General features: G+C 29.2%; 24 protein-coding genes and 1 pseudogene. 24 read left to right on the plus strand and 1 reads right to left on the minus strand.

Going from position 1 to position 22,846, the window contains the following annotated elements:
- The first annotated feature begins 31 nt into the window (after window positions 1–31).
- The 20 genes and pseudogenes from QZV12_RS12060 to QZV12_RS12155 all read left to right on the plus strand — a co-directional run bounded on the left by QZV12_RS12060 (window position 32) and on the right by QZV12_RS12155 (window position 17,917).
- The gene (locus tag QZV12_RS12060) at window positions 32–358 is read left to right on the plus strand and encodes a 50S ribosomal protein L32e (protein WP_295622278.1); all 327 of its coding nucleotides are present in this window, start codon (window positions 32–34) and stop codon (window positions 356–358) included.
- Between the two features lie 470 nt (window positions 359–828).
- Window positions 829–1,236 carry a 50S ribosomal protein L19e gene (locus QZV12_RS12065; protein ID WP_295622279.1) on the plus strand — a complete coding sequence of 136 codons (408 nt, stop codon included), beginning with the start codon at window positions 829–831 and terminating at the stop codon, window positions 1,234–1,236.
- 11 nt (window positions 1,237–1,247) lie between these two features.
- Window positions 1,248–1,829: a 50S ribosomal protein L18 gene (locus QZV12_RS12070; RefSeq protein WP_295622280.1), complete on the plus strand. Its 582-nt coding sequence runs from the start codon at window positions 1,248–1,250 to the stop codon at window positions 1,827–1,829.
- Window positions 1,826–2,467: a 30S ribosomal protein S5 gene (rpsE, locus tag QZV12_RS12075; RefSeq protein WP_295622281.1), complete on the plus strand. Its 642-nt coding sequence runs from the start codon at window positions 1,826–1,828 to the stop codon at window positions 2,465–2,467. Before QZV12_RS12070 ends, rpsE begins: the two co-directional genes overlap by 4 nt.
- 11 nt (window positions 2,468–2,478) lie before the next feature.
- The gene (locus QZV12_RS12080; RefSeq protein ID WP_295622282.1) at window positions 2,479–2,937 is read left to right on the plus strand and encodes a 50S ribosomal protein L30; all 459 of its coding nucleotides are present in this window, start codon (window positions 2,479–2,481) and stop codon (window positions 2,935–2,937) included.
- Window positions 2,938–2,949: 12 nt separating this feature from the next.
- Window positions 2,950–3,387 carry an uL15m family ribosomal protein gene (locus QZV12_RS12085; protein ID WP_295622283.1) on the plus strand — a complete coding sequence of 146 codons (438 nt, stop codon included), beginning with the start codon at window positions 2,950–2,952 and terminating at the stop codon, window positions 3,385–3,387.
- A 768-nt stretch (window positions 3,388–4,155) separates the two neighbouring features.
- Entirely contained in the window at window positions 4,156–5,526 is a 1,371-nt protein-coding gene (gene secY / locus QZV12_RS12090) for a preprotein translocase subunit SecY (RefSeq protein ID WP_295622284.1), read from the plus strand.
- Between the two features lie 338 nt (window positions 5,527–5,864).
- Entirely contained in the window at window positions 5,865–6,425 is a 561-nt protein-coding gene (locus tag QZV12_RS12095) for an adenylate kinase (protein ID WP_295622285.1), read from the plus strand.
- 521 nt (window positions 6,426–6,946) lie between these two features.
- A complete protein-coding gene (locus tag QZV12_RS12100) occupies window positions 6,947–7,555 on the plus strand; it encodes a DUF106 domain-containing protein (RefSeq protein ID WP_295622286.1) in 609 nt (202 codons plus the stop codon).
- 732 nt (window positions 7,556–8,287) lie between these two features.
- The gene (locus tag QZV12_RS12105; protein WP_295622287.1) at window positions 8,288–8,554 is read left to right on the plus strand and encodes a 50S ribosomal protein L34e; all 267 of its coding nucleotides are present in this window, start codon (window positions 8,288–8,290) and stop codon (window positions 8,552–8,554) included.
- Window positions 8,554–9,072 carry a (d)CMP kinase gene (gene cmk / locus QZV12_RS12110; protein WP_295622288.1) on the plus strand — a complete coding sequence of 173 codons (519 nt, stop codon included), beginning with the start codon at window positions 8,554–8,556 and terminating at the stop codon, window positions 9,070–9,072. Before QZV12_RS12105 ends, cmk begins: the two co-directional genes overlap by 1 nt.
- Window positions 9,072–9,158 (plus strand): annotated as a pseudogene (locus tag QZV12_RS12115) (50S ribosomal protein L14e); the annotation flags it as partial. The gene cmk and the pseudogene QZV12_RS12115, both read left to right, overlap by 1 nt.
- A 766-nt stretch (window positions 9,159–9,924) precedes the next feature.
- Window positions 9,925–11,109, plus strand: coding sequence for a hypothetical protein (locus QZV12_RS12120; RefSeq protein WP_295622289.1), 1,185 nt, complete (start codon window positions 9,925–9,927; stop codon window positions 11,107–11,109).
- 325 nt (window positions 11,110–11,434) lie between these two features.
- Window positions 11,435–12,190, plus strand: coding sequence for a S24/S26 family peptidase (locus tag QZV12_RS12125; protein ID WP_295622290.1), 756 nt, complete (start codon window positions 11,435–11,437; stop codon window positions 12,188–12,190).
- A 31-nt stretch (window positions 12,191–12,221) separates the two neighbouring features.
- Complete coding sequence (locus QZV12_RS12130; protein WP_295622291.1) at window positions 12,222–12,770, plus strand: hypothetical protein; 549 nt, start codon at window positions 12,222–12,224, stop codon at window positions 12,768–12,770.
- A 275-nt stretch (window positions 12,771–13,045) separates the two neighbouring features.
- On the plus strand, window positions 13,046–13,993 hold the full coding sequence (locus QZV12_RS12135; RefSeq protein WP_295622292.1) for an Ig-like domain-containing protein: 948 nt from the start codon (window positions 13,046–13,048) through the stop codon (window positions 13,991–13,993).
- Window positions 13,990–14,334 (plus strand): hypothetical protein, encoded by a 345-nt coding sequence (locus QZV12_RS12140; RefSeq protein WP_295622293.1) that lies wholly within the window; start codon window positions 13,990–13,992, stop codon window positions 14,332–14,334. The genes QZV12_RS12135 and QZV12_RS12140 overlap by 4 nt, the downstream gene beginning before the upstream one ends.
- Window positions 14,291–15,322 carry a hypothetical protein gene (locus QZV12_RS12145; protein ID WP_295622294.1) on the plus strand — a complete coding sequence of 344 codons (1,032 nt, stop codon included), beginning with the start codon at window positions 14,291–14,293 and terminating at the stop codon, window positions 15,320–15,322. The genes QZV12_RS12140 and QZV12_RS12145 overlap by 44 nt, the downstream gene beginning before the upstream one ends.
- Before the next feature lie 560 nt (window positions 15,323–15,882).
- The gene (locus QZV12_RS12150; RefSeq protein WP_295622295.1) at window positions 15,883–17,280 is read left to right on the plus strand and encodes a right-handed parallel beta-helix repeat-containing protein; all 1,398 of its coding nucleotides are present in this window, start codon (window positions 15,883–15,885) and stop codon (window positions 17,278–17,280) included.
- Complete coding sequence (locus tag QZV12_RS12155) at window positions 17,258–17,917, plus strand: hypothetical protein (protein ID WP_295622296.1); 660 nt, start codon at window positions 17,258–17,260, stop codon at window positions 17,915–17,917. The genes QZV12_RS12150 and QZV12_RS12155 overlap by 23 nt, the downstream gene beginning before the upstream one ends.
- Window positions 17,918–18,448: 531 nt before the next feature.
- Here the strand turns inward: QZV12_RS12155 and QZV12_RS12160 are convergent.
- Window positions 18,449–18,895 (minus strand): dCMP deaminase family protein, encoded by a 447-nt coding sequence (locus tag QZV12_RS12160; protein ID WP_295622297.1) that lies wholly within the window; start codon window positions 18,893–18,895, stop codon window positions 18,449–18,451.
- A 380-nt stretch (window positions 18,896–19,275) separates the two neighbouring features.
- Here QZV12_RS12160 and QZV12_RS12165 point away from each other — a divergent pair, with 380 nt between their 5' ends.
- The 4 genes from QZV12_RS12165 to QZV12_RS12180 all read left to right on the plus strand — a co-directional run bounded on the left by QZV12_RS12165 (window position 19,276) and on the right by QZV12_RS12180 (window position 22,445).
- A complete protein-coding gene (locus QZV12_RS12165; protein ID WP_295622298.1) occupies window positions 19,276–20,238 on the plus strand; it encodes an RNA-guided pseudouridylation complex pseudouridine synthase subunit Cbf5 in 963 nt (320 codons plus the stop codon).
- 108 nt (window positions 20,239–20,346) lie between these two features.
- On the plus strand, window positions 20,347–20,529 hold the full coding sequence (locus tag QZV12_RS12170) for a MarR family transcriptional regulator (RefSeq protein WP_292786647.1): 183 nt from the start codon (window positions 20,347–20,349) through the stop codon (window positions 20,527–20,529).
- Between the two features lie 501 nt (window positions 20,530–21,030).
- Complete coding sequence (locus QZV12_RS12175) at window positions 21,031–21,384, plus strand: MFS transporter (RefSeq protein WP_295622299.1); 354 nt, start codon at window positions 21,031–21,033, stop codon at window positions 21,382–21,384.
- 50 nt (window positions 21,385–21,434) lie between these two features.
- Window positions 21,435–22,445, plus strand: coding sequence for an MFS transporter (locus QZV12_RS12180; protein WP_295622300.1), 1,011 nt, complete (start codon window positions 21,435–21,437; stop codon window positions 22,443–22,445).
- Window positions 22,446–22,846 lie beyond the last annotated feature (401 nt).

Here is a 22,846-nt window from a genome sequence, read left to right on the forward strand (position 1 = left end):
CTAGTAGAGAATAGTTATAATGGTGATTTGAATGAGTAAAGATTTTAAAAGACAAGAATATGCTCGTTATAAAAAATTAGGAACCAAATGGAGACGTCCAAGAGGAAAAACTAGTAAAATGAGAAGATACGAAGCAGGAAAACCTGCAATGCCATCTATTGGTTACCGTACTCCTAGAGCTACAAGAGGATTACACCCATCTGGTTACAAAGATGTTCTTGTTTGTAATATGAAAGATTTAGAAGCGATTGATGCAGAAACTGAAGCTGCAAGAATCAGAGCTACTATCGGTAAACGTAAAAAAGAATTGATGTTATCCAAAGTATCAGAATTAGGTATAAAAGTTTTAAATAAATAAATGTAAAATTTTGAAAAATCCATGATTTTTCTTATGATAGATGATTAAACATGAAGTTTTTTCATTTCCTTGAATTTGTTAATATTATAATTTATAAAGCTTACTTATAGGAAAATTAGGGGCATTATGTAAAGTTGGCAAGGGATTATTGAATACGTCTTTAACCTCATGCCACAACCTATGTAACTATTATAGATTCTCAGATTGAATGGAAAAGATATAGGAAAATTGAAAATGAAATTAATTCAAAATCTGGAAAAAAGAATCCATTTTCTTATTAACAAGCAAAATAAACAATTAAATTAAAACTTTGATAAAATGATTGAGATTTATGGCAGAAATGCATAAATCATTATTAAAAATGGGTTATAATCAATCATTAAAAAGTTATTTAATTTATATTGATAAAATTAAAGGGAACTAAAAGAATTTTATTCAAGTTTATCAGCTAACTAAATGGAGGATTATTAATGAATCTTACTACACAAAAAAGATTAGCTGCTAGTATACTTAAAGTTGGAGTAAATAGAGCTATTACAAGAGACGGTATCAAACAACTTATAGATCAAGGTATTATCAAAGCTAGACCAAAAACTGGTATTAGTAGCTACAGATCTAAAAAGATTAAAGAGCAAAAGAAAAAAGGTAAACGTAAAGGAAGAGGTAGTGTTAAAGGAGCTAAAAACGCTCGTACTCCTAAAAAACAAGTTTGGATGAAAACTATCCGTGCTTTAAGAACTGACTTAAAGGACATGAGAGACGCTGGTGAAATTGACCCTACTACCTACCGTAAATTATACAAGATGGCAAAAGGTGGAGCTTTCAGAAGTAAATCTTACATGAAAACTTACGCTAGAGACCATGATTTAATCAAATAGGAGGAATGGACTTGGCAAGCGGATCAAATTATAAAGTAGCTTTCAGAAGAAGAAGAGAAGGTAAAACTGACTACGCTACTAGAGCAAAATTAGTTGATGTAGATAAATCCAGATTAGTTGTAAGAATTTCCAATGCTAATTGTATTGTTCAAGTTATTAATGTTGGTAAAGACGGTGACGAAACTGTCGTATCAGCTCACAGTAAAGAATTAAACAAATTAGGATGGTTAGCAGGAAATAAAAACACTAGTGCTGTTTATTTAACTGCATACTTATGTGGTAAAAAAGCTGTTGCAGCAGGTGTCGACTATGCTGTTGCTGACATTGGTTTAAAATCTCCTATTAAAGGAGCTAAAGTATTTGCTGCTGTTAAAGGTGCTGCAGATGCTGGTTTAAATGTTCCATACGGTGAATCTATTGTCCCTACTGAAGACAGACTCAATGGTGAACACATTGCAGAATATGCAGAAAGCTTAGATGAAGAAGAATTAAACAAAAGATTCTCTCAATACTTAGCTAAAGGTCTTCAACCTACTGATTTACCTAAACACTTTGAAGAAATTAAAAACAAAATTGACGAGGCTGAATTATGAGCTTTAATATGGATGATTGGGAACCTAAAACTAACTTAGGTAAAGAAGTAAAAGCAGGAAATATCACCGATATTGATGAAATCTTCGAAAAAGGTCTCCCTATAATGGAATTAGAAATTATTGATGCATTGCTTCCTGATTTAGAAGAAGAAGTAATGGACGTAAATTTAGTTCAAAGAATGCACAAATCTGGTAGAAAAGTAAACTTTAGAGTAATCGTTGCAGTAGGTAACAAAAACGGTTATGTAGGTTTAGGACAAGGTAAAGCAAGAGAAGTAGGTCCTGCTATCAGAAAAGCTGTAGACAATGCTAAATATAACATTATCAAAGTAAGAAGAGGTTGTGGAGATTGGGGTTGTGTTTGTGGAAGACAACACACTGTTCCTTTCAAAGTAACCGGTAAAGCAAGCAGTGTAAACGTAACCTTAAGACCTGCTCCTGCAGGTGTAGGACTCGCTATTGGTGATGTTGGTAAAACCATCCTCTCCCTTGCTGGTGTAAAGGACGTATGGTCTCAAGCAAGCGGTCAAACCCAAACTACTGTAAACTTTGCTAATGCTGTATTTGAAGCTTTAAAAGAAGCAAGCAGAATGAAAGCATCAGAACAAGACCTTAAAAATATGGGAGTAATCCAATAAACGGTGGTATCATGTATTTAGTAATTAGAATTAGAGGTACTACTGGTGTTAAACAAGGCATTGCTAGTACTTTAGAAATGTTAAGAATTAACAGAATTAGTCATGCAGTTTTAGTTGATGAAAACCCAAGTTACAAAGGTATGCTCCAAAAAGCAAAAGACTACATCACTTGGGGTGAAGTTGATTTAGAAACTCTCACTGAAATTGTAGAAAAAAGAGGAAGATTAGTCGGCGGAGCTCGTCTCACTGAAGAATACTTAAAGGAAAACACCGATTACTCTACCTTTGAAGAATTGGCTAATGCATTAATCAATGGAGAAATCAAAGCTCAAGATATTGATATGAAACCTGTATTCCGTTTACATCCTCCAAGAAAAGGATACAATGGAATTAGACATTCTGTAAACGAAGGCGGATCCTTAGGTTACAGAGGCGAAGATATTAATAATCTTGCAAAAAGAATGGCTTAAGGGTGGATTAGTATGATTAGAAAAGGCAAAAAGATTAATAAGATGAGAGGTTCCAGATCTAACGGTGGAGGCTCTGTCAAAAGACGAAGAGGTGCTGGTAACAAAGGTGGTAAAGGTAAAGCTGGAGCTGGAAAACACCACTGGTCAACTACCGTAATTGAAAACAGATATTACTTCGGTAAACATGGTTTCAAAAGACCTCAAAAAACTATCCACAAATCTTATCCTGTCAACTTAAACTTCTTAAACGATAAGGCTGAAGAGTTTGTAGAACAAGGAATTGCAACTAAAGAAGACGATGTTATTGTAATCGATGTAACTGATTTAGGCTACAACAAAGTTTTAGCAACCGGTTCCCTTGACATTCCTTTAGTAGTCAAATCTCCTGCATTCTCTGAATCTGCTATCGAAAAAATCGAAGAAGCTGGCGGAGAAGCTGTAGAATTATAGATCCACCTTTTACGTTGCCTTCGGCAATGCAAAAGCTGGACCAAAATCTTTTTAATTAGTTGGGAGTTTTATGCTCTTTAACTAGTTCATTCTATTATTTTTAATTTTATTTTTTTAAATAAATCTTTAATTTTATGAATTTTTCTTGTTTTATTGAATTTGTTTTTTATATTCTTATTTTCATTTTTTTTAAAACAGATTTTAAATATTAAATAATTTTTTTCTCGTTTTTGTAAAATGTGTTTTTTATATTTTTATTAGGATTTTTTTCTCGTTTTTGTAAAATGTGTTTTTTATATTTTTATTAGGATTTTTTTCTCGTTTTTGTAAAATGTGTTTTTTATATTCTTATTAGAATTTTTTTCTTGGTTTTGGAATTTGTTTTTTTATATTTTTATTAGGATTTTTTTCTTGTTTTTGTTAATTTTGATTTTTTAATTTTTTAATAGAATTATTTGAATTTCATTAAATTTCCCTATTTTTCATGATTTTTTGCCTTATTTATCGAATAGTTTATATTATATAAAATTTATAATTAATATTAATCTAAAATATTATAATATTATATATAAATTATATGGCTTATTTGGAAATAATAAAGCCAAGTATATTTAATTGAAATTGATTGAAATGAATATTGATTTCAAATATTTTGGATTCACATTTAAAAATTTATAATAAAAAAGATTTTAACAGAATTCAAGTTTAGATTTAAATTTTATATTTAATTCTGATTTGAATTAATAGATAATAATTTATGGGGTAAAAATGATTTTAGAGAAATTTAAGCCTATATTTAAGTTGCTTCCTGAGGTCAAAACTCCTATTCATAGACAAGACTTTAAGGAAAAGCTTAAATGGACAGCAATTGTTTTAGTGTTATATTACTTTTTAACTCAAATTCCGTTATACGGTTTGAGTCCAACTGCAGTTGATCAATTCGCCCAGTTAAGGGCTGTTATGGCTGGAAGCTTCGGGTCAATTCTTACTTTAGGTATTGGTCCTATTGTTACCGCGTCCATTGTATTGCAACTTTTAGTTGGTGCAAAAATATTAAATTTAGATTTATCTCAACACGAACATAAGGCTATGTTCCAAAGTACTCAAAAATTATTAGCTATTATTTTCACAATATTCGAAGCCGGAGTTTTAGTATTTACTGGAAGTTTAGTACCTATCGACCAATCATATTATACAATCATGATTGTCCAATTGGTTATTGGAGCTATTTTGATATTGTACCTTGATGAAGTAGTATCAAAATGGGGATTCGGTAGTGGTGTAGGATTGTTCATTGCTGCTGGTGTAGCTCAAACTATTATTGTAGGAACATTTAACTTCTTACCAGCTTCTGCAGCATCTACATCTGCTTCAGGTATTCTTCCTGCATTTATCCAATCCATTTTCGGTGGATCTCCAAACTTCACTATATTGATTCCATTGATCTTTACCATTGTTGTATTCTTGATGGCTGTATATGGTGAATGTATGAGAATCGAAATTCCGATTTCCCACGGTCAAGTAAGAGGACACGGTAGAATTAGAGGATCTGTAGGTAAATATCCTTTAAAATTCATTTATGCAAGTAACATGCCGGTTATTTTAACCAGTGCACTTTTAGTAAACATTTCACTTTTAGCTAGTGTGTTCCAAAAAATAGGTTTCCCAATTTTCGGAGAAGTTTCTGGAGGAAGAGCTATCCGTGGTCTTGCATTATGGTTAACAACCCCTAACAGTTTAAGTATATTGTTCACTAACCCATTAAGGGTATTGTTCTATGCTATATTCTTCTTAGGTTGTTGTGTACTCTTCTCATGGTTATGGGTAGAAATCAGTGGTTCATTAAGTGCAAAAGAAGTTGCTAAACAACTTTATAACTCAGGTATACAAATTCCTGGTTTCAGAAGCAGTAAAAGACAACTTTATCAAATTATGAAAAAGTATATTCCAGCTCTTACAATTTTAGGTGGTTTGTTTGTAGGTATATTAGCATTCATTGCTGACTTAACCAATGCTCTCGGTGGAGGTACAGGTGTATTGCTTACTGTAGGTATTGTCTACAAGCTTTATGAAGAAATTGCTCAAGAGCAACTTATGGATATGCACCCAATGTTAAGAAAAGTATTTGGAAATGACTAATTAATCATTTTCATATTCTTTCATTTTCATATTATTTCATCATTATGATTTATTAGGAAACTTTGTTTTGGTTTCCTTATTCTTTCATTGTTATGATTTTATTTGGAAGCTTTTATTTTGGGTTTCCTTATTCTTTCATTGTTATGATTTTATTTGGAAGCTTTTATTTTGGGTTTCCTTATTCTTTCATTGTTATGATTTTATTTGGAAATGACTGTCTTATCTTTTCTTAATTTTTCTATTAAAGAATGATGAATTGTTCTTTATTTTTCATTCTTGTGATTATATTAGTTAATTGAAATTTATTTGAAATTTATAACATTAAAGAGAGGATTAAAATGAAATTGGTAGTTTTAACTGGAATTCCAGGATCTGGAAGTACAACTATACTTAATAGGGCATTAGAAAAAGTGGATTATCTTCATTTAAACTATGGAGATATCATGACTGAGATTGCTATGGAAAAAGGGCTTGTTGAAAATAGGGATGAGTTAAGAAAATTGGCTGCTGACACTCAAAAAGAGATTCAAAAAGAGGCAGGTATCAGAATTAAGGAAAAATCCCAATCTGAAAACGTTATCGTAGATACTCATTGTACTATTAGCACACCTGCTGGTTTCTTGCCAGGTCTTCCAAAATGGGTTTTAGAAGGATTAAATCCAGATACTTTTATTTTAGTTGAAGCTTATCCTGATGAAATCATGGTAAGAAGATTAAATGATGAAACCAGAGAAAGAGATGCTCAAAAAGCTAGTGAGATTCAGTTACATCAAGAAATGAACAGAGCTGCATCTATGGCTTATGCTACTTTAACTGGTGCAACTGTAAAAATAATCAATAATCATGATAATCATTTAGATACAACTGTTGAAAAATTAGTTGAAGTATTAAAATTATAATGATTGTTTTAATTAACTTATCATTTTTTAAATTTAGATAATTGGATCAATTTAATTAGCTTTAATTATTAAATGAACTTTAATTATTAGAATTATTTCTTATTAGCTTTAATTATTAATGAACTTTAATTATTAGAATTATTTCTAATTAGCTTTAATTATTAAATTAAATTTAATTATTAAATTAAATTTAATTATTAAATTAAATTTAATTATTAAATTAACTTTAATATTAGAATTATTTTAATTAGTTTAATTAAGTTGATGTTTTCTAATTATTTAAATTTTTTAATTACATTAATTTCATAGTAATTCAAACTATAATCTATAAATTTGCAAAAGTATTATAACAGTATAAACTATTAATTTGTAAATTTGAAAGAATTTATAACTTAATAGTTTATTATACATTTTGAGAATTAACTTAGAATATTGCAAAACATAAAATGTTTTGCAGAAGATAACAGATTTAAAAAAATATAATTTACTATTAAAATTTATTAAACTATGTGAGGAATGAAATGGCGTATCAAGGTAGTTTTCTTTTAGGTATTTCCTGGCTTCAGCCAGTGTTTGATGCAATGAATGCTGTTCTTAATCCATTAGTTCATATGGATCCTACACCTAATAATCCAGTGCTTACTGTATTTGTGATATCCTTTGTCATATCCCTTTTAACAGTAACCGCTCAAAAGTTATTGGTGGACCAGGATAAGATGAATGAAATGCAAGCAAAATCAAAAGCTTTGCAAAAGGAGTTAAGAGCTGCTCAAGCTAGCGGTGACAGTAAAGAGTTAGCAAAGATTCAAGCTAAACAAATGGATATGATGTCAGACCAATCTGAAATTATGAAGATGTCATTTAGACCTATGATTGTTACAATGATTCCAATCTTATTAATCTTTGCTTGGATGTGGCAATCTACAATAAAAGATATTATTGTTGTATTTCCTCCAGCTGTTTATTATTGTACTTTAACTCCTCTTTTCCACTCATTAGGTCAAATGCTTTATGGTGGAAACATAACCACTATCCCTTACGGAGTAGGATGGTTATGGTGGTACTTTATTTGTACATTTGGAATGTCACAAATCATTAGGAAATTTATGGGATTCAAAAACGGTTTCTAGATTTAAAATTTCAAAAAAATTCATATTTTTTTGGACTAATTTATTTAGGAAACTATTCTTATTATTTAATAAAAATAATATTTCATTAAATTGAATAGGATATCAATTCTTTCAATTTAATTAATCATAAAATTAATTTAATTATACTAGTTGCTACTATTAATAAATGTTATGTATCCATATAGATACTCTACCTTAGATTAGTCAATCTAAGCAATTTTTAGATTTCCAATCTAAATTTTTCAATCGAAATTTTAGATTTTTCTAAATTATTTTCTAGTTTCAATTAAAAAATTAAAATTAAAACTAAAATCCCAAAAGTACGATATCTGTAATACAAAATTTTAGTGGATTTTTAATGATTGGCATGTTAAGTGGGATTGCCTACTTAATTTGGGTTGTTGGAAATTGCTAAGATTTTAAAATTTATTTCTATAATTTTTCTTATTTGAAAATCAATTCAAATTTTTACAAGAATTATAGATTTTCAATAGGATATCTTATAGAGAATAGTAAAGTATATATTAATTAAATATCATATTATATAGTGTTAATCATTTAACTAAATGAATTTTAAATATTCATTCTATTTTTATGATACTTTTTTCATGATATTTACAAGATACTTATTTAGTATTTTAATATCTATTTTACTTCAAGTCTACAAATTAGACAATTTGATATTAATATTAAATTTGTAGATATTTAAAAAAAAACAAATTAGGTGAGAACATGCCTGCAAATAGATTTAGATCAAGATCATATAAAAGAACAAATACAAAAACTCCTGGTGGAGTTAATGTTTTAAGATATAAAAAGAAGAAACCATCTAAGCATGTATGTGCTGAATGTGGTGCTGTATTACATGGTGTTCCAAGAGGACGTCCTTTCGAGATTTCCAAATTAGCTAAATCTCAAAAAAGACCTAACCGTCCATTTGGTGGATACTTATGTCCAAAATGTGCTCGTAAGCATTTCAAAGATGAGGCAAGAAAATAATGATAATTGCAATCGGTGGTACAGCAGGTAGTGGTACTACAACTGCTGCAAAGGTATTGGCGGAGAAGTTGAACATTCCTTTCCTATCTGCAGGAAGCATCTTTAGAGAGATGGCTGCAGAGAGAGGCATGACCCCGGTCGAATTTGGCAAATTTGCTGAAGGAAATACTGACATCGATAAAGAGATTGATAATAGACAAGCTGAACTTGCAAAGGAAGCTCAAGATCTCATTGTAGAAGGAAGACTTTCTGCATATTTTGTAGATGCAGATTTGAAAGTCTGTTTTACTGCTCCTTTAGACGTAAGAGCTAGAAGAGTATGTGAAAGGGAAGATAAATCATTTGAGCTTGCAAAAAGAGAAATCATTGCTCGTGAAGAAAGTGAAGCTATACGATATAGAGATATCCATAATATAGACATTAGAAATATGGATATTTATGATTTAATTATAAATACTGACAGCTTTGACCCTGACAGTATTGCGGAAATTATTTTAACAACAATAAAGGTGATATAATGGCAGCTATAGAAGTTGGTAGAAAATGTATTAAAACTGCTGGAAGAGAAGCAGGTAAAGAATGTGAAATTGTTGCAATCATTGAATTAACCATTTAGAACCTATCATGGAATAAGTATATTCCATCTAATTCTAAATTCAGTTAGTTTACATTTTACTTTAAAACTTTTTTAATTTTTTATATATTAAATTAAAGCACATTTTTGTGTTAGATATGAATTCATCAATTGATGGATTCTCTAATTTTCTTTTTTTATTTCTTATTTTTTTTTAAGTCTGATTATAAAATTAATTTAAATATCTATTGATAATTAAACTGTTTTTTTTTATAGTTTTTTTTGAAATTAAATTCTTATTTGTTATTTTTTTTGATTTTAACGATGCAAGTAAGCGCTTACACTCGAAATATTTTATATATTTTCTTTAATATAATAATTAATATGTATAAAAAAGAATTATTATAGGAATGAAAAAATTGAATATTGGGAGGAATAATGAAGACTTAAGTTATAATTATAATTTTTTTTTAATTTAACTTGAGGCTCTGACTTTCTTAGGTTACGATAATTTTTATTTTCTTAATATTTTAGTTGGGTTTTTAAATCAAGTAAAATTGATGTCAATTTAAATCTTTTTTTCTATTCTTTATTTCTAATTTTTTTTATTGGGAACATGTCACAATTATTCTTAGTCAAAAGCCGATATAATTATGTTAAAATTAAATTAAAATAATTAATAAATTTTTAAATATTTTGATTAAAATTATAAATTGTTCAATTCTTTAAATCGAAATCGTGTTTGTGACACACTCTCTTATTGTTTTATTTTTTAATGATTAAGGTGAATAATATTATGGATATTAAGCTGATTGTTATTTCATGTTTGTTGGTGTTAATATGCACTGTTGGCTTTGCTTGTGCATCTGATGATTTAAACAATCATTATGATGGTTTTTCTTCAACAAACATCCAAGATATTGATGTGAATGATATTCAAAATGATGTGGATATGGTAAGCTCTTTAAACAAGGTTGACCTTAAAACTCTCAGTGTATCAGAAAATGATGCATTGGAAATTGATGATGGAAACTTTGGTGATTTGTATAATGATGTTTATTCTGCTGATGGTATTTTGAAGTTGGAAAGGGACTATGTTCGTAACGGCAACGAAAATCCACATGGAATAGGGATGGATAAATGTGATTTTGTTATTGATGGTCAAGGCCATACCATTGATGGTAGCGGTAATGGAAGGATATTTCAGTTTGGTGGAGACAATATCACACTTAAAAACATTAATTTTATCAATGGAAAATATTGTACCGTTGGAGGGGCGATATATTCTGAAGCCTCTCTTCATATTATAAACTGTACATTTAAGAACAATAAGGGGGATGGAAGTTTATCCTCAACTGATTATGAAGGTGGGGCTATATACTCTGATACTGATTTGTATCTTGATGGCTGTGTGTTTGATGGCAATTATGCTGATGATTGGGGAGGTGCAGTTTACTGTAGAGGCAAACTCTATATCAATAGTTTAGGCGATAATAAGTTGTGTTGCTTCATTAATAATGATGCGGATGATCATGATGGTGGTGCTATCTATTGTGAAGGGGATGCATTTATTAACTATGCTGAATTTAGTGATAATTTGGCTTGTGGAAAAGGTGGTGCTGTTCACTGTTCTGGAACATTGAAAGTCAGAGGTAGCAGATTTACTGGCAATAGGGTTGATGGCGGTTCTAAATCACCTGATTATGATGGTGGTGCTATTAGTTCCCGTAATGATTTGTATGTTGACGATTGTTACTTTGATGGTAATTATGCTGATGACTTTGGTGGGGCAATATATGCTAAAGGCAACGTATACATTAACAATATGAGTGAAGATGCTCTATCTTATTTTAAAGGCAATAAGGCTGATGATGATAATGGTGGTGCTATCTATTGTGAAGGGACACTATATGCTAATAATGCTGTCTTTAGTGGTAATTGTGCTATATATTTGATTATTGATTTATTAATCTTTTTTTAGGAACTTTCATTTAAATTAAGGGGCGATGAATTATTTTTGATTTACTCAGTTTATGTTTCAATTTAATTTAATGTAAAATCAATTTAATTGATTTTATCAATTTATCATATTATTTTTAAAAGTAGTTGCAATCAATATGTTCAACTGTAAATAAAAAAATATTGAAAAGTTATATTAAAATTAAAGATTTATCAGCTAAATTTTTTACAGTCTCTTTAATCATCTATATATTATAAATTTATTATCCTATTTTCTCTAATAATTATATACTAGTTTGATTAAATAGTAAATTAAATAAAATAATTTATTTTTGTGGGTGATATTATTGAATAAAAAATTTCTTTATACTATTCTTATAATTGCAATATTATCTATTGGCTTTATGCATTTTGGATCTATTGCAGCTTATAATAATGGAATTCTTTCCGATGAAAATCCCGATGATTATAAGATTATGCATGATGATTCAGATAGCATGTATAATGATGTTGGATATGTGGATGTGAATTACAGTACAAACACTAATTCTGATCCTGTTAACTATTTCTTCTTTGGAGATACTGTAGACATTTATTTTGATGGGGAAAGCACAACAGTGTCAAGCAACCTTGATTCAAATATCACTAATGCGGCATCTGATGAAATATTGAATTATGTATCTAATGCAGCATTAAATTCCAGTGCAGATGTTGATACAATTAAGGAAGGAGTAAGGTCTATTTGCCATAAGTATGGCTCTGTTGACTGCACTGTCAATATTGATTCCATAATAGGTGAAGATCAAATTCCATTGGTCTTTTGGGCTGAAGGCAAATCTATGCTTCCAACAGTCCAGGATGGCCAATTCATTCTTGTAAACAAGACTCATGATATTCACGTAGGGGATATTGTTTCAGCAGATTCTAAGGAATATGGTGGAATTTGTAAGAGAGTGGCAAAAATCGAAAGAGATAATGTTTACCTTGTAAGTGACAATAAAAAGGTATATTATGAAGAGGTTGATGGAGTTACATATCAATGTCAGGGATTACGTACTTGGGTAGACATTTCTGAGATTGATGGAGTAATTATTGAGTATTAATGAATGATTTTTTAAATGGGGATGCTATTTTATGTCAAGAAGATTTGCAGTTATAGACACCGAAACTAATTGGAACGATGAGGTAATGTCTATTGGTGTTTTAATTGCTAAATGCAGGAATTTTGAAAGAACTGATTCTCGATATTATATTTTGCCTAGAGCAGAAAAGATAGGTGGAATGTATTCCAAATCAATGAGAAGAACAAGTCATGAAATTCTTACAAAGCATAGGCCTGATGCAATAGATGATTTAAGGTATCTTCTTGAATCTAATGGTGTTGATGATCTGTTTGCATATAATGCTTCCTTTGACAAGCGTCATTTGCCTGAGCTTTCTGACTTTTGCTGGAGAGACATTATGAAGATTGCAGCATATAAGCAGCATAATCCCCACATCCCTAATCATTTGCCATGCTGTAAAACAGGCAGATTAAGAAGATGCTATGGAGTTGAGCCAATGCTTCAGATATTAGGTGTTGAAGATTACTCGGAGTCTCATAATGCAATTATAGATGCAAGAGATGAGTTACAGATTATGAAGCTTTTAGACTATGAAATTGACTTCTATCCTGAAATCTAACTAATTATTGAAAATTTAATTTTTTCATGATTTTTATTTTTATTTTTTTCTATTTTTAACTAGTTTTATCTATTTTTCCTATTTTTATTTATTTTTATCCTATTTTTCTTATTTTCCTACTTTTATTATCTTTTAATCCTATTTTTCCTATTTTTATTTATTTTTGTTCTTTTTTGTTTTTTCCCATATTTTATTTTAATAAATTTTTTTAGCAAATTTTATATAATATGTAACATATATTTACATTAAAGTTTATTTAGTTAAGCGTGAGGAAAATGAAGAAATTTAAACTTATTTTTATTTTTTCATTATTGTTCATTTTATTGATTTCTTTAAGTTCAATCAGTGCAGAGGACATCAATAATGATTTTCAAATGGCAAGTGACGATATTATTGTGGATAATATTGCCGAAAATCAAAATGTCTTATTGGATGATGAGTCTGATGTTCTAGATGATGAAATTTTAGTCAATAAGGATTCAAGAAATCAGCTATTGGATGATGATGAAAACATAATGGAAGATTCAGAAATTGCAAATGATATTAATGTAAGCTTTCCCCATAAAATATACCAAAATGATTCTGGTGAAATCAGCATAGAATTGCCAGAGGCTGCAGCAGGTAATTTGAAAGTTAATATTGATGGAACTGAAATTTATAATGAAAACATAACTGATAAGTTAGTAAAGGTACCAATTATCTTTCCTAAGCCAATATATCCAATTTTTATAATCAATAGAAATAGCGATTATATGGCTCATAAAGTGGATGTCTTTTATAATGATATTTCACTTGATTTTGACCCTATTTTAAAGGTCATGTTTCGTCAACCGGAAGACGGCTTTCATATAAATGTTCCTCAAGAGATTTTAAAGGATGACAACCATAGCTATCAAACTCCTGTATTGATTTTCCCATACTCTGCAAATGGCACAGTTGAAATTTATATCGATGATGAATTCTATAAATCAGCTAATTCCACACAATACCTTTTCCTGAACATTACAGATATTAATCGCATGAGCTTGGGAACACATACAATCAGAGCAAATTTCTCTGGTGATGATTATTATCTTCCATGCGAGAGGAATGCCAGCTTTGAAATAGTTGATTTTGTCATTGAGATTCCTGCTAATGTTTCACTTGACCATAATGACTGCATCTATGCAAAATCTGTCAAATACACAGATGGAACATTGACTGTTCTTTTTGATGGAAAGTGATCTTTTCTCAGAAACTCGATAAGAACCATGAATTTTTAGAATCATTATTCTCTAAAGTTACTTGTGGAGAGCATTTAATAGAGGTTAAATACAATTCCCAAAAATTCAATTATTCAAAACGTCAAGATGTAAACATCACTTATGATGTAGACATTTCTGGAGACCATTTCATGTATGGAGAGGATAATTCCATAATTGTTATTGTGCCTCCTGATTTCAATGCAAAGCTAATAAATGTGACTATTGATGATGTGGCTTATCCTATAAAAATAGATGATTCCGGTTGGATTGACATAAATGTTTCAAAGTTGGACTGCTGGAAACCACACTTTGGTCTTTGATTTCAAAGGTGACAATAAATACTACAGCTATAATGAGGTTCACAATTTCACTGTTTCATATGGATTCAGGCAACCTGATTTTGTAGATTATTTGGATGGATCTGCTGTTTCATTGACATTGCCTTCAAATGCAAATGGAAACCTTGAAATTTATGTTAACGGCACTCTCTTTAAGTCTGTTAAGCTTGTAGATGGCAAGGCTTCAATTAAGGTTGATGGATTTAGCTGTGGCCAACATAAGATTAGCATAAATTACACTGGAGATGATTTTGAAGTTGAAAATTGTTCCACTCTTTTATATGTCAGTCCAAAAGTAATTTCACCATATGAGATGGAATGCGGTAAAGATAAGTCCATTTATGTTGAAGTTTCTAAGGATTCAAAGGGAAAAATTGTTTTCACTATAGGAAAAAATAAGTATGAGGTTCCTATTGTAAATGGTAAAGCAGCTCTATCACTTAAAAACTTTAAGATAGGTGATTATGACATTGATATAGATTATATTGGAGATGATGGTCAAAATGCATCAAGCTTTGCCTATGTAGATATTCTCCCTGCTAAAATCAGGATTATCGGTGCAAAAAACCTGTCAATCCCATATACAAGCAATGTCTATTATAAGGTAAAGGTATACAATAACCAATCCAAATTGGCTAAAGGAGTCATTGTATACTTTAAGGTGGGAAAAACCACTTATAAGGTTAAAACTGACAAAAATGGAATTGCAAAACTTAGATTGTCTAAATTTGCTCCTAAATCATATAAGATAACCATTAGCTATAAGGGCACAAAAGTCAGCAAAAAACTAACAGTTAGACACATTTTAAGACTTAAATCAGTAAAAGTCAGAAAGTCTGCTAAAAAGCTTGTTTTAACTGCCAGCTTGAATAAGGTAAATGGAAAATATCTTAAAAACAAGATTATCAAATTCAGATTTAGGGGAAAACCTATAAGGCAAAAACCAATTCAAAAGGAATCGCAAAAATAACTATTAAAGGCAATGTCCTTAAAAAGCTAAAAACAGGTAAAAATCTCACTTACACTGCAAGCTACCTTAAAGATACTGCCAAAAGAACTGTTAAGGTTAGAAAATAAATTTAGATGATTTTCATTTAAATCAATAATTTATTTTCTTATTTTTTTTGAGACTGTAAATTTTATTGGTTTTTTTTTGGGTGGTGTAAAATTTTATAGGCTTAAAATCATTTTTTTTTTTTTTTTAATTGCATATTTATAATTAATAATAAGTTTTTATTTTTAAGCCTAGATTTTTTTTTTTTTACATGCTCTAAATTTTAAATAAATTAAAAATCAATTAATCTTAATTTTTTTTTAAAATTTTAAATGAGATTAAAAATCTAATTTTCTTATTTTTTTATCATTTTTTTAACACAATTAAAAATCTAATTTTCTTATTTTTTATCAGTTTTTTAACACAATTAAAAATTAAATTTTCTAAATTTTTTATAAAATTTTAAATAAATTAAAAATTAAATATTTATATATCTCTTATTATATAAGAAAATTATTGCATCTTGGGGGATAAACTTGAACTTGAAACTTAAATATGTGTTAATTGCCTTATTGTTTTTTTCTATTCTTTTTGGACTATCAACTGTTTCTGCTGAAGATAATCAGAATTTATGTCTTGATAGTGATAGCTTAGATATGAGTCTTAATAATGAATTCAATCTTGATAATCTGGCGATAGATGATATTAATCAAGATATTCTAAATGATAACGATGATTCAGATATAGAGGATGATAATCCAAATCCAATTGATGGAAAGACCTTTGAAGATATTCAATCAGCTATTGATGATGCTGAAGATAATGCCACTATAGAGTTAGATGGAGTTTACACCAGCACTGGAAATCTAATAAAAATAAATAAAACCTTAACAATTATTGGATTGGGAGAAGGTGCAACTTTAGATGCAAATTCAATTTCTCGTGTATTTGATCTGGATTCTAACTGCATCATTTTACAAAACTTGAAAATCATCAATTCCAATTTCACTCAAATTGGACCAAATCAAGGAGCAGTTAGCTGTCTTGGAGACTATATCTCAATTCTAAACTGTACATTCATAAATAACATCTGCTTAGTTAATCAAAGCTATGGTGGTGCTATACGATGGAGTGGAAATTACGGCAATTTATCTGATTCTATTTTTATAAACAATTCAGCTTCCCGAGGAGGTGCTGTTCAAGTTGTAGGGTCCAATTATTTGATTAAAAATTGTGATTTTATAAATAATTTCGGATTCCTTCAGGAAGGAGCTCTCTTTATAGGGCCAAATGGAATTGAATCAGTTATTGAAAACTGTAATTTTATCAATAATTCCGCTAATGGTATATGCGGTGCTCTAAGAGCATGCAGCAATAACAATAGGGTTTTAAATTGCACTTTCCTAAATAATCATGCAGGAACTGAAGCAGGAGCTATCCTTTGCTGCTGGGAAGGAAACCTTTTTGAAAATTGTATATTCATAAATAATTCAGCTACTGAAGGTGGAGCAATCTTCTTTAAAAGAACAAGCAATATTGTAAACAAATGTGTATTCATCAATAATTCTGCTAATGATGGAGGGGCTATTTACAACAATGCCTCAAAGTCAAACAACATTGTTAAATATTCAATTTTTGACAACAATGAGGTTAGTGGAAAGGCTTCTGCATATTATGGTGAAGGAGATTATCTGATGAATAATTTCTATGGATCAAATTTCAATGCAGATTCTGACTTTATTGAGAGGAATTTGATTTATAATGGCTCTGATTATCATTTCCCTGCTTCCTGGGTAAATATCAAAGCAGAAAATATAATTTATCAATATTTAAACAAAAATGTTTCATCAAGTTTAAAGTTCATTTCCAATGAAGGAAATGATTTAGAGGATTTTATCCCAGAGTATGAACTTGCCTTATCTAATGAGGATTAGCCAAAACAAAATCAATCTTAATTCCCTTTTAATTAAGGACAATTCCGCTAAGTTTGATTATATTTCTGCAAATCCGGTAATTGATGCAATAAGAATAATGAATGTAAATGGTGGTTTGTTAATTTCAGAATTTGCAGCTATCTTTAATGGAACCATAAAGACCCCTACCAACTTTGTGTTTAAAAATATGACAACCAAATCAGTGGATGTAAAGATAGATGGAAAATCAGGCCAGTACTTTAAGTTTACTTTAAAGGATAAAAACGGAAAGGCACTAGCAAATAAGAATGTTCAAATAAAGATTAATGGTAATGTTTTTAATCGCAAAACAAATTCCCTTGGAGTTGCAAGTTTGCAAATCAATATTAAAGTTGTTAAAACTTACTATGCAAGCATTTCATTTGCAGGGGATAATCTTTATGAGAAGGTTTCAGCTACTGCTAAAATAGTCGTTAAAAAGCAAAGCTTTAAGTTATATGTTCCAAGCAGGTCCTATAAGTCAAACAGAAAAATCAAGAAATTGACTGCAACTCTCAAATCTGCTAAAGGAAAAGCTGTAAAAGGAAGAAAACTTGTTTTTATAGTCAATAAAAAGAGATATTATGCTAAAACAAATATAAAGGAATTGCAGTTATAAATCTAAAATTATATAAAAAAGGAACCTATAAGTTCAAAGTCACTTATGCTGGTGACAGATATGTCAATTCAGCAAGTAGACTAAGCAAACTAAGAATTTATTGATTTCTTTCTTTTTTACAATTTTTTACTACTATTTTTTACTACTATTTTTAATTACTATTTTTAACTATTATTTTTAATTACTATTTTTAACTATTATTTTTAATTACTATTTTTAACTATTATTTTTAATTACTATTTTTACTATTATTTTTAATTACTATTTTTAACTATTATTTTTAATTACTATTTTTAATTGAATTTATTAATTTAAATTCATTATTTTAATTTTTAAATTTATTTATAAATTAATTATAAATTTAATTATTATATAAAAAGAGTTTTTTTTTCGGGTTATGTATAATGGTAGTTTTATAAAAAGAGTTTTTTTAGGCTAATTATAATAGTAACCTATTTTTTAATTTATATTTTTATTTAATTTCTATTTTCTAAAAAGAGTTTAAAAAGGATTTAATGTAATAGTTTATTTTTATAAATCTATTACAACTCCTTTGCTTACTATTTTTTCAATTCCAGAATTTTTAATCATTCTAAAACAGATTGGACAAGGTTCTGCATCCATAATTTCTATCCAAGAACCGTCCTTAAACATCTCTCCAGCAAGATATATTGTTCCTCCAAGCATTTCCTTTCTGCTTGCACTTATCATAGCATTTTGTTCCGCATGAACTGAAAAGCAATCATTATAGTTTCCTGAATTTGATGGAAGATCCATTCTTTTGCAGCTTCCTCTATCACAGCAGTTTTCCTCTCCTCTTGGATTTCCATTATATCCTGTACTGATTATTTCATCATTATTAACAATTACAGCACCATAACGTCTTTTCAAGCATGTGCTTCTTTTTGATACAACAAGAGCAATTTCAAGATAATGCTCTGTTTTGCTCATACGATTTGCAGAATTTTCATTAGTCATATTCAATCTCCATTATTTTTAAATGCTTTTTATCTAAGTTAAAATAATTTATTTTATGAATTTTGAATAACATAAGGAAAGAATTAACCTTATTATTTTTCTTTTCAACTATTTAATATTTATAAGCCCTTATTTTTATAATTTTTGTGGAGCCATTCATGCTTATCCAATCTTTTTTTCACTCATATTCTTTAAAGTTTAATTTATTTATTCTTATTTATTTTCATCTATTTTTATTTTAAAGATTTATTTTACATTTAATTTTCATTCAATCCAATCATTAATTAAGTTTATTTATAATAAAAATCTTATTTTATATTAAGAAGTCTGATTTATTCAGAACTAATTTTTTTAAACTTTTAGCTATTGGAGAATAAACTATGGAAGATTATTTAATAAAGCCAAATGCAGAAACCAATCCTGAATATGGATGCAATCCATATGAAAGACCTATAGATGAACATATAACTAAAGGTATAATTAATTTAGACAAGCCTTCTGGGCCTACTTCCCATGAGGTAGACTCTTGGGTAAAAAGAATCCTTAACTGCAAAAAGACTGGTCATGGAGGAACTCTTGACCCTAAGGTAACTGGTGTTCTTCCGATTGGAATTGACAATGCAACAAGAGTTAGTCAACTTCTCCTTCCAGCAGGCAAGGAATATGTATGTCTTATGACACTGCACAAAGATATTGAAGAGGATCAAGTAAGACAAATCTTCGATGAATTTACTGGCAAGATATACCAAACACCACCTGTTAAATCAGCTGTCAAACGTGAATTAAGGGTACGAAATATTTATTACTCTACCATTTATGAAATTGAAGGCAAGGATGTCTTGTTTAGGATAGGTTGTGAAGCGGGAACATATGTCAGAACCTATTGTCATGATATTGGTGAAGCCTTAGGATGTGGCGCTCATATGGCAGAGCTTAGAAGAACAAGGGTAGGTCCATTTGATGAGAGAAACAATGATCTTGTAAATCTCCATGATTTAACTGATGCATATCATTTCTATCTTGAAGATGGTGATGAATCATACATAAGACAGGCTATTCAACCTATGGAAGTGGCAAGCTCTCACCTTCCTCAAATTTTCATAAAGGATTCTGCAGTTGAAGCTATTTGCCAAGGTGCTAAGCTTGGTGCAGGAGGAATTACCAAATTATCCAAAGATATTCAAAAAGGCAATCTTGTTGCTATCAAATCTCTAAAGGGAGAATTGGTTGCTGCAGGAACTTCATTATTCTCATCTCAAGAGATAATGAATGCAGATTCTGGCCTTGTTGTTGATACAAATAAGGTATTTATGGATACTGGAATCTATCCAAAAGGATGGTAGACCTAAATTGCTCAAGAATTTTAAATAAAATTTTAAAAATTAATAATTTGATATATTTAGAAATAATATTTATTAAAATTTAATAATTTAATAAAAATGGTGATAAAAATGTCTGATAAAGATAAAGTAATTGAAGCATTTAAAAACTCTGAAGAACCTTTAAACGCTACAAAAGTTAGTGAAATTTCTGGTGTTGAAAAGAAAGAAGTAGATAAAATCATGAAAGAATTAAAGAAAGATGAAACTATTGTTTCTCCAAAAAGATGTTATTGGACTCTTGCAGATAAATAAGTTTTATTTTTCCCTTTTTTAATTTATTTTTTTAATTTTATTTTTCTATTTTTCATTTACATTTATTTTATTTTTTTATTTTTAATTTTAGTTTTAGTTTTTTTATTTTTCTCTTTTTCATTTACATTTATTTTATTTCATTATTGTTTCCTTTAACTTTTTATATGTTTTATTTTATTGAATATTCTTCGATTTTTTCTGTGTTTTTATTTTTGTTATTTCACAATCTTTTATAATACATTAGTAAATCAGAATGCACTTTAAACATTATTCAATAGTTTTAAAATTAACGAATTAACTATCAAACTTATTTAAAAAGATTTATATAATAATTAAACAAAATATAGATTATTAAAAGAAAGATTTATTTAATTAAGTGTTACTTATATTAATTAAGTTTTTTATTAATTTTTTTAAGTTGTTTGGATTGATTTATACCTCATGACTTAATTAAATATCTTATGGTTATTTCATTTTTAATAATTTTTTTAGAGTGTTATTATGACTGTGAATTCAGAAAAAAATACAACAGCATTAATCATTTTCGTAATAGCTGCAGCTCTTTTAAGTACTGCACAAACTGTAGTTACAACTGGTGTTGTAGGTATTATGGCTGATTTTCATGTTTCTTCAACCTTAGCTGAATGGGTCTATTCCTCTTTCTTGCTTGTTTTAGGTGTAATGATACCAATTTCTGCATATATAGCTCGTCGTTATAAAATCAGATCAATACTTAACATTTCATTGTTAATATTTTTAATTGGTACTGTAGTTGCATTCCTTGCACCTAATATGATTGTCTTGATTTTAGGAAGAGTCATTCAAGGAATAGGTGCAGGTATTCCATTCCAATAACCCAAATTGTACTCTTAAAAATAATTCCTAAGGAAAAATGGCAAGTATACATGGGATTATTTGGTTTTATCATTGGTGTGGCTCCTGCTTTAGCACCAACCGTTGGTGGTTATATTATTGACACTATGGGATGGAGAATTATATTCTTAATATTTGCAGTTGCTACATTGATATTAATGGCAGCTGCATTCTTCTTAGTAAAATTAGAGTTTGAAACTGGTGACTATCCTCTTGATGTCCTTTCATTGATCTTAAGTGTTGTCGCTTGTGTCGGATTATTATTCGGATTAACCAATTTTGCAGATTATGGTGCTCATTTGACAAATACCATTACTCCAATTGTCATTGGTATAATAGCCTTGCTCATATTTGTTTATAGGCAATTCCATATTGAAAGCCCATTGCTTGACTTAAGAATTCTGATACATAAGTATTACTTCTTTGGTACTTTGTTTTCATCAATTCTCTACTTTACAATGTGTGGATTATATGTTTTAATGCCTCTATTTGTTCAAGGTGTCTGTAATCAAACTGCAACCACTTCTGGAATAGTTCTTTTACCTGCAACATTGGTAATGATTGTATTCAATTTCGTTGGTCCAGTGCTTGCTCAAAAATTTGGAGTTCAAAAGGTCCTTATAGTGTCCTGTATATTCTCTATAGTTGGTTATTATATCATGTCAACATATACTGCTTCAACACCTTTAGAATATATGATTGCAACTCAAATCATAAGGGCAATCGGTGCAGGTTTAGGTTTAATGCCTGCAGTTACCTGGACTTTAACTGTTGCAAAAGGAAATATCGAAGATGCTACTGCAATCAACAACACCGTAAGACAAATCATTGGTGCAAGTGGATCTGCTGTAGCAGCAACCCTTCTTACAGTATTCACTGGAGGTTACGTAGCACACGATAAGATTACAGTAAGTGCTTTCAGCCAAACTTCCTTATTTATGGCAGCATTATGTGTAATCTCTTTGGTTATTGTAATCCTATTCATTAAAGATGGTGTTCAAGACGGTGAAACAGAAGGGGTTCAAGTAGAAGAATCTGTATAGCTCAAACTTTTACTCGCTTTCGGCTCGCAAAATTTTGATCAAAATATTTATAATTGGGGATTAATTTCCCTTATATATTCTTTTTTTCTTTTTTTTTTTAACTTTTTAATAAGGTTTTTACTGTTTTTTTTTAATCTTTATTTCTCTTTTTTTAAAGAATTGGTACTGATTTTTTCATTATCTCTTTTTTCTATTTTTCATTTAGTTTTACAGAGTTTGTGCTGATTTTTTTTCACATTTTATTTTTCTATTTTTTTAAAGTTTTTTTGGTTTTTTTATTTTTTTGCCGGCATTTTTATATAATTCACTATTTTTTTTTATTTTTTTGCCGGCATTTTTTAAAAAATTTTCATTTTTTTAAAAAATTTTCTTCAAATAATTATTTTAGTAAATTCTTCTTC

Source organism: uncultured Methanobrevibacter sp., from assembly GCF_902769175.1.
Taxonomy (GTDB): Archaea; Methanobacteriota; Methanobacteria; order Methanobacteriales; family Methanobacteriaceae; genus Methanobrevibacter.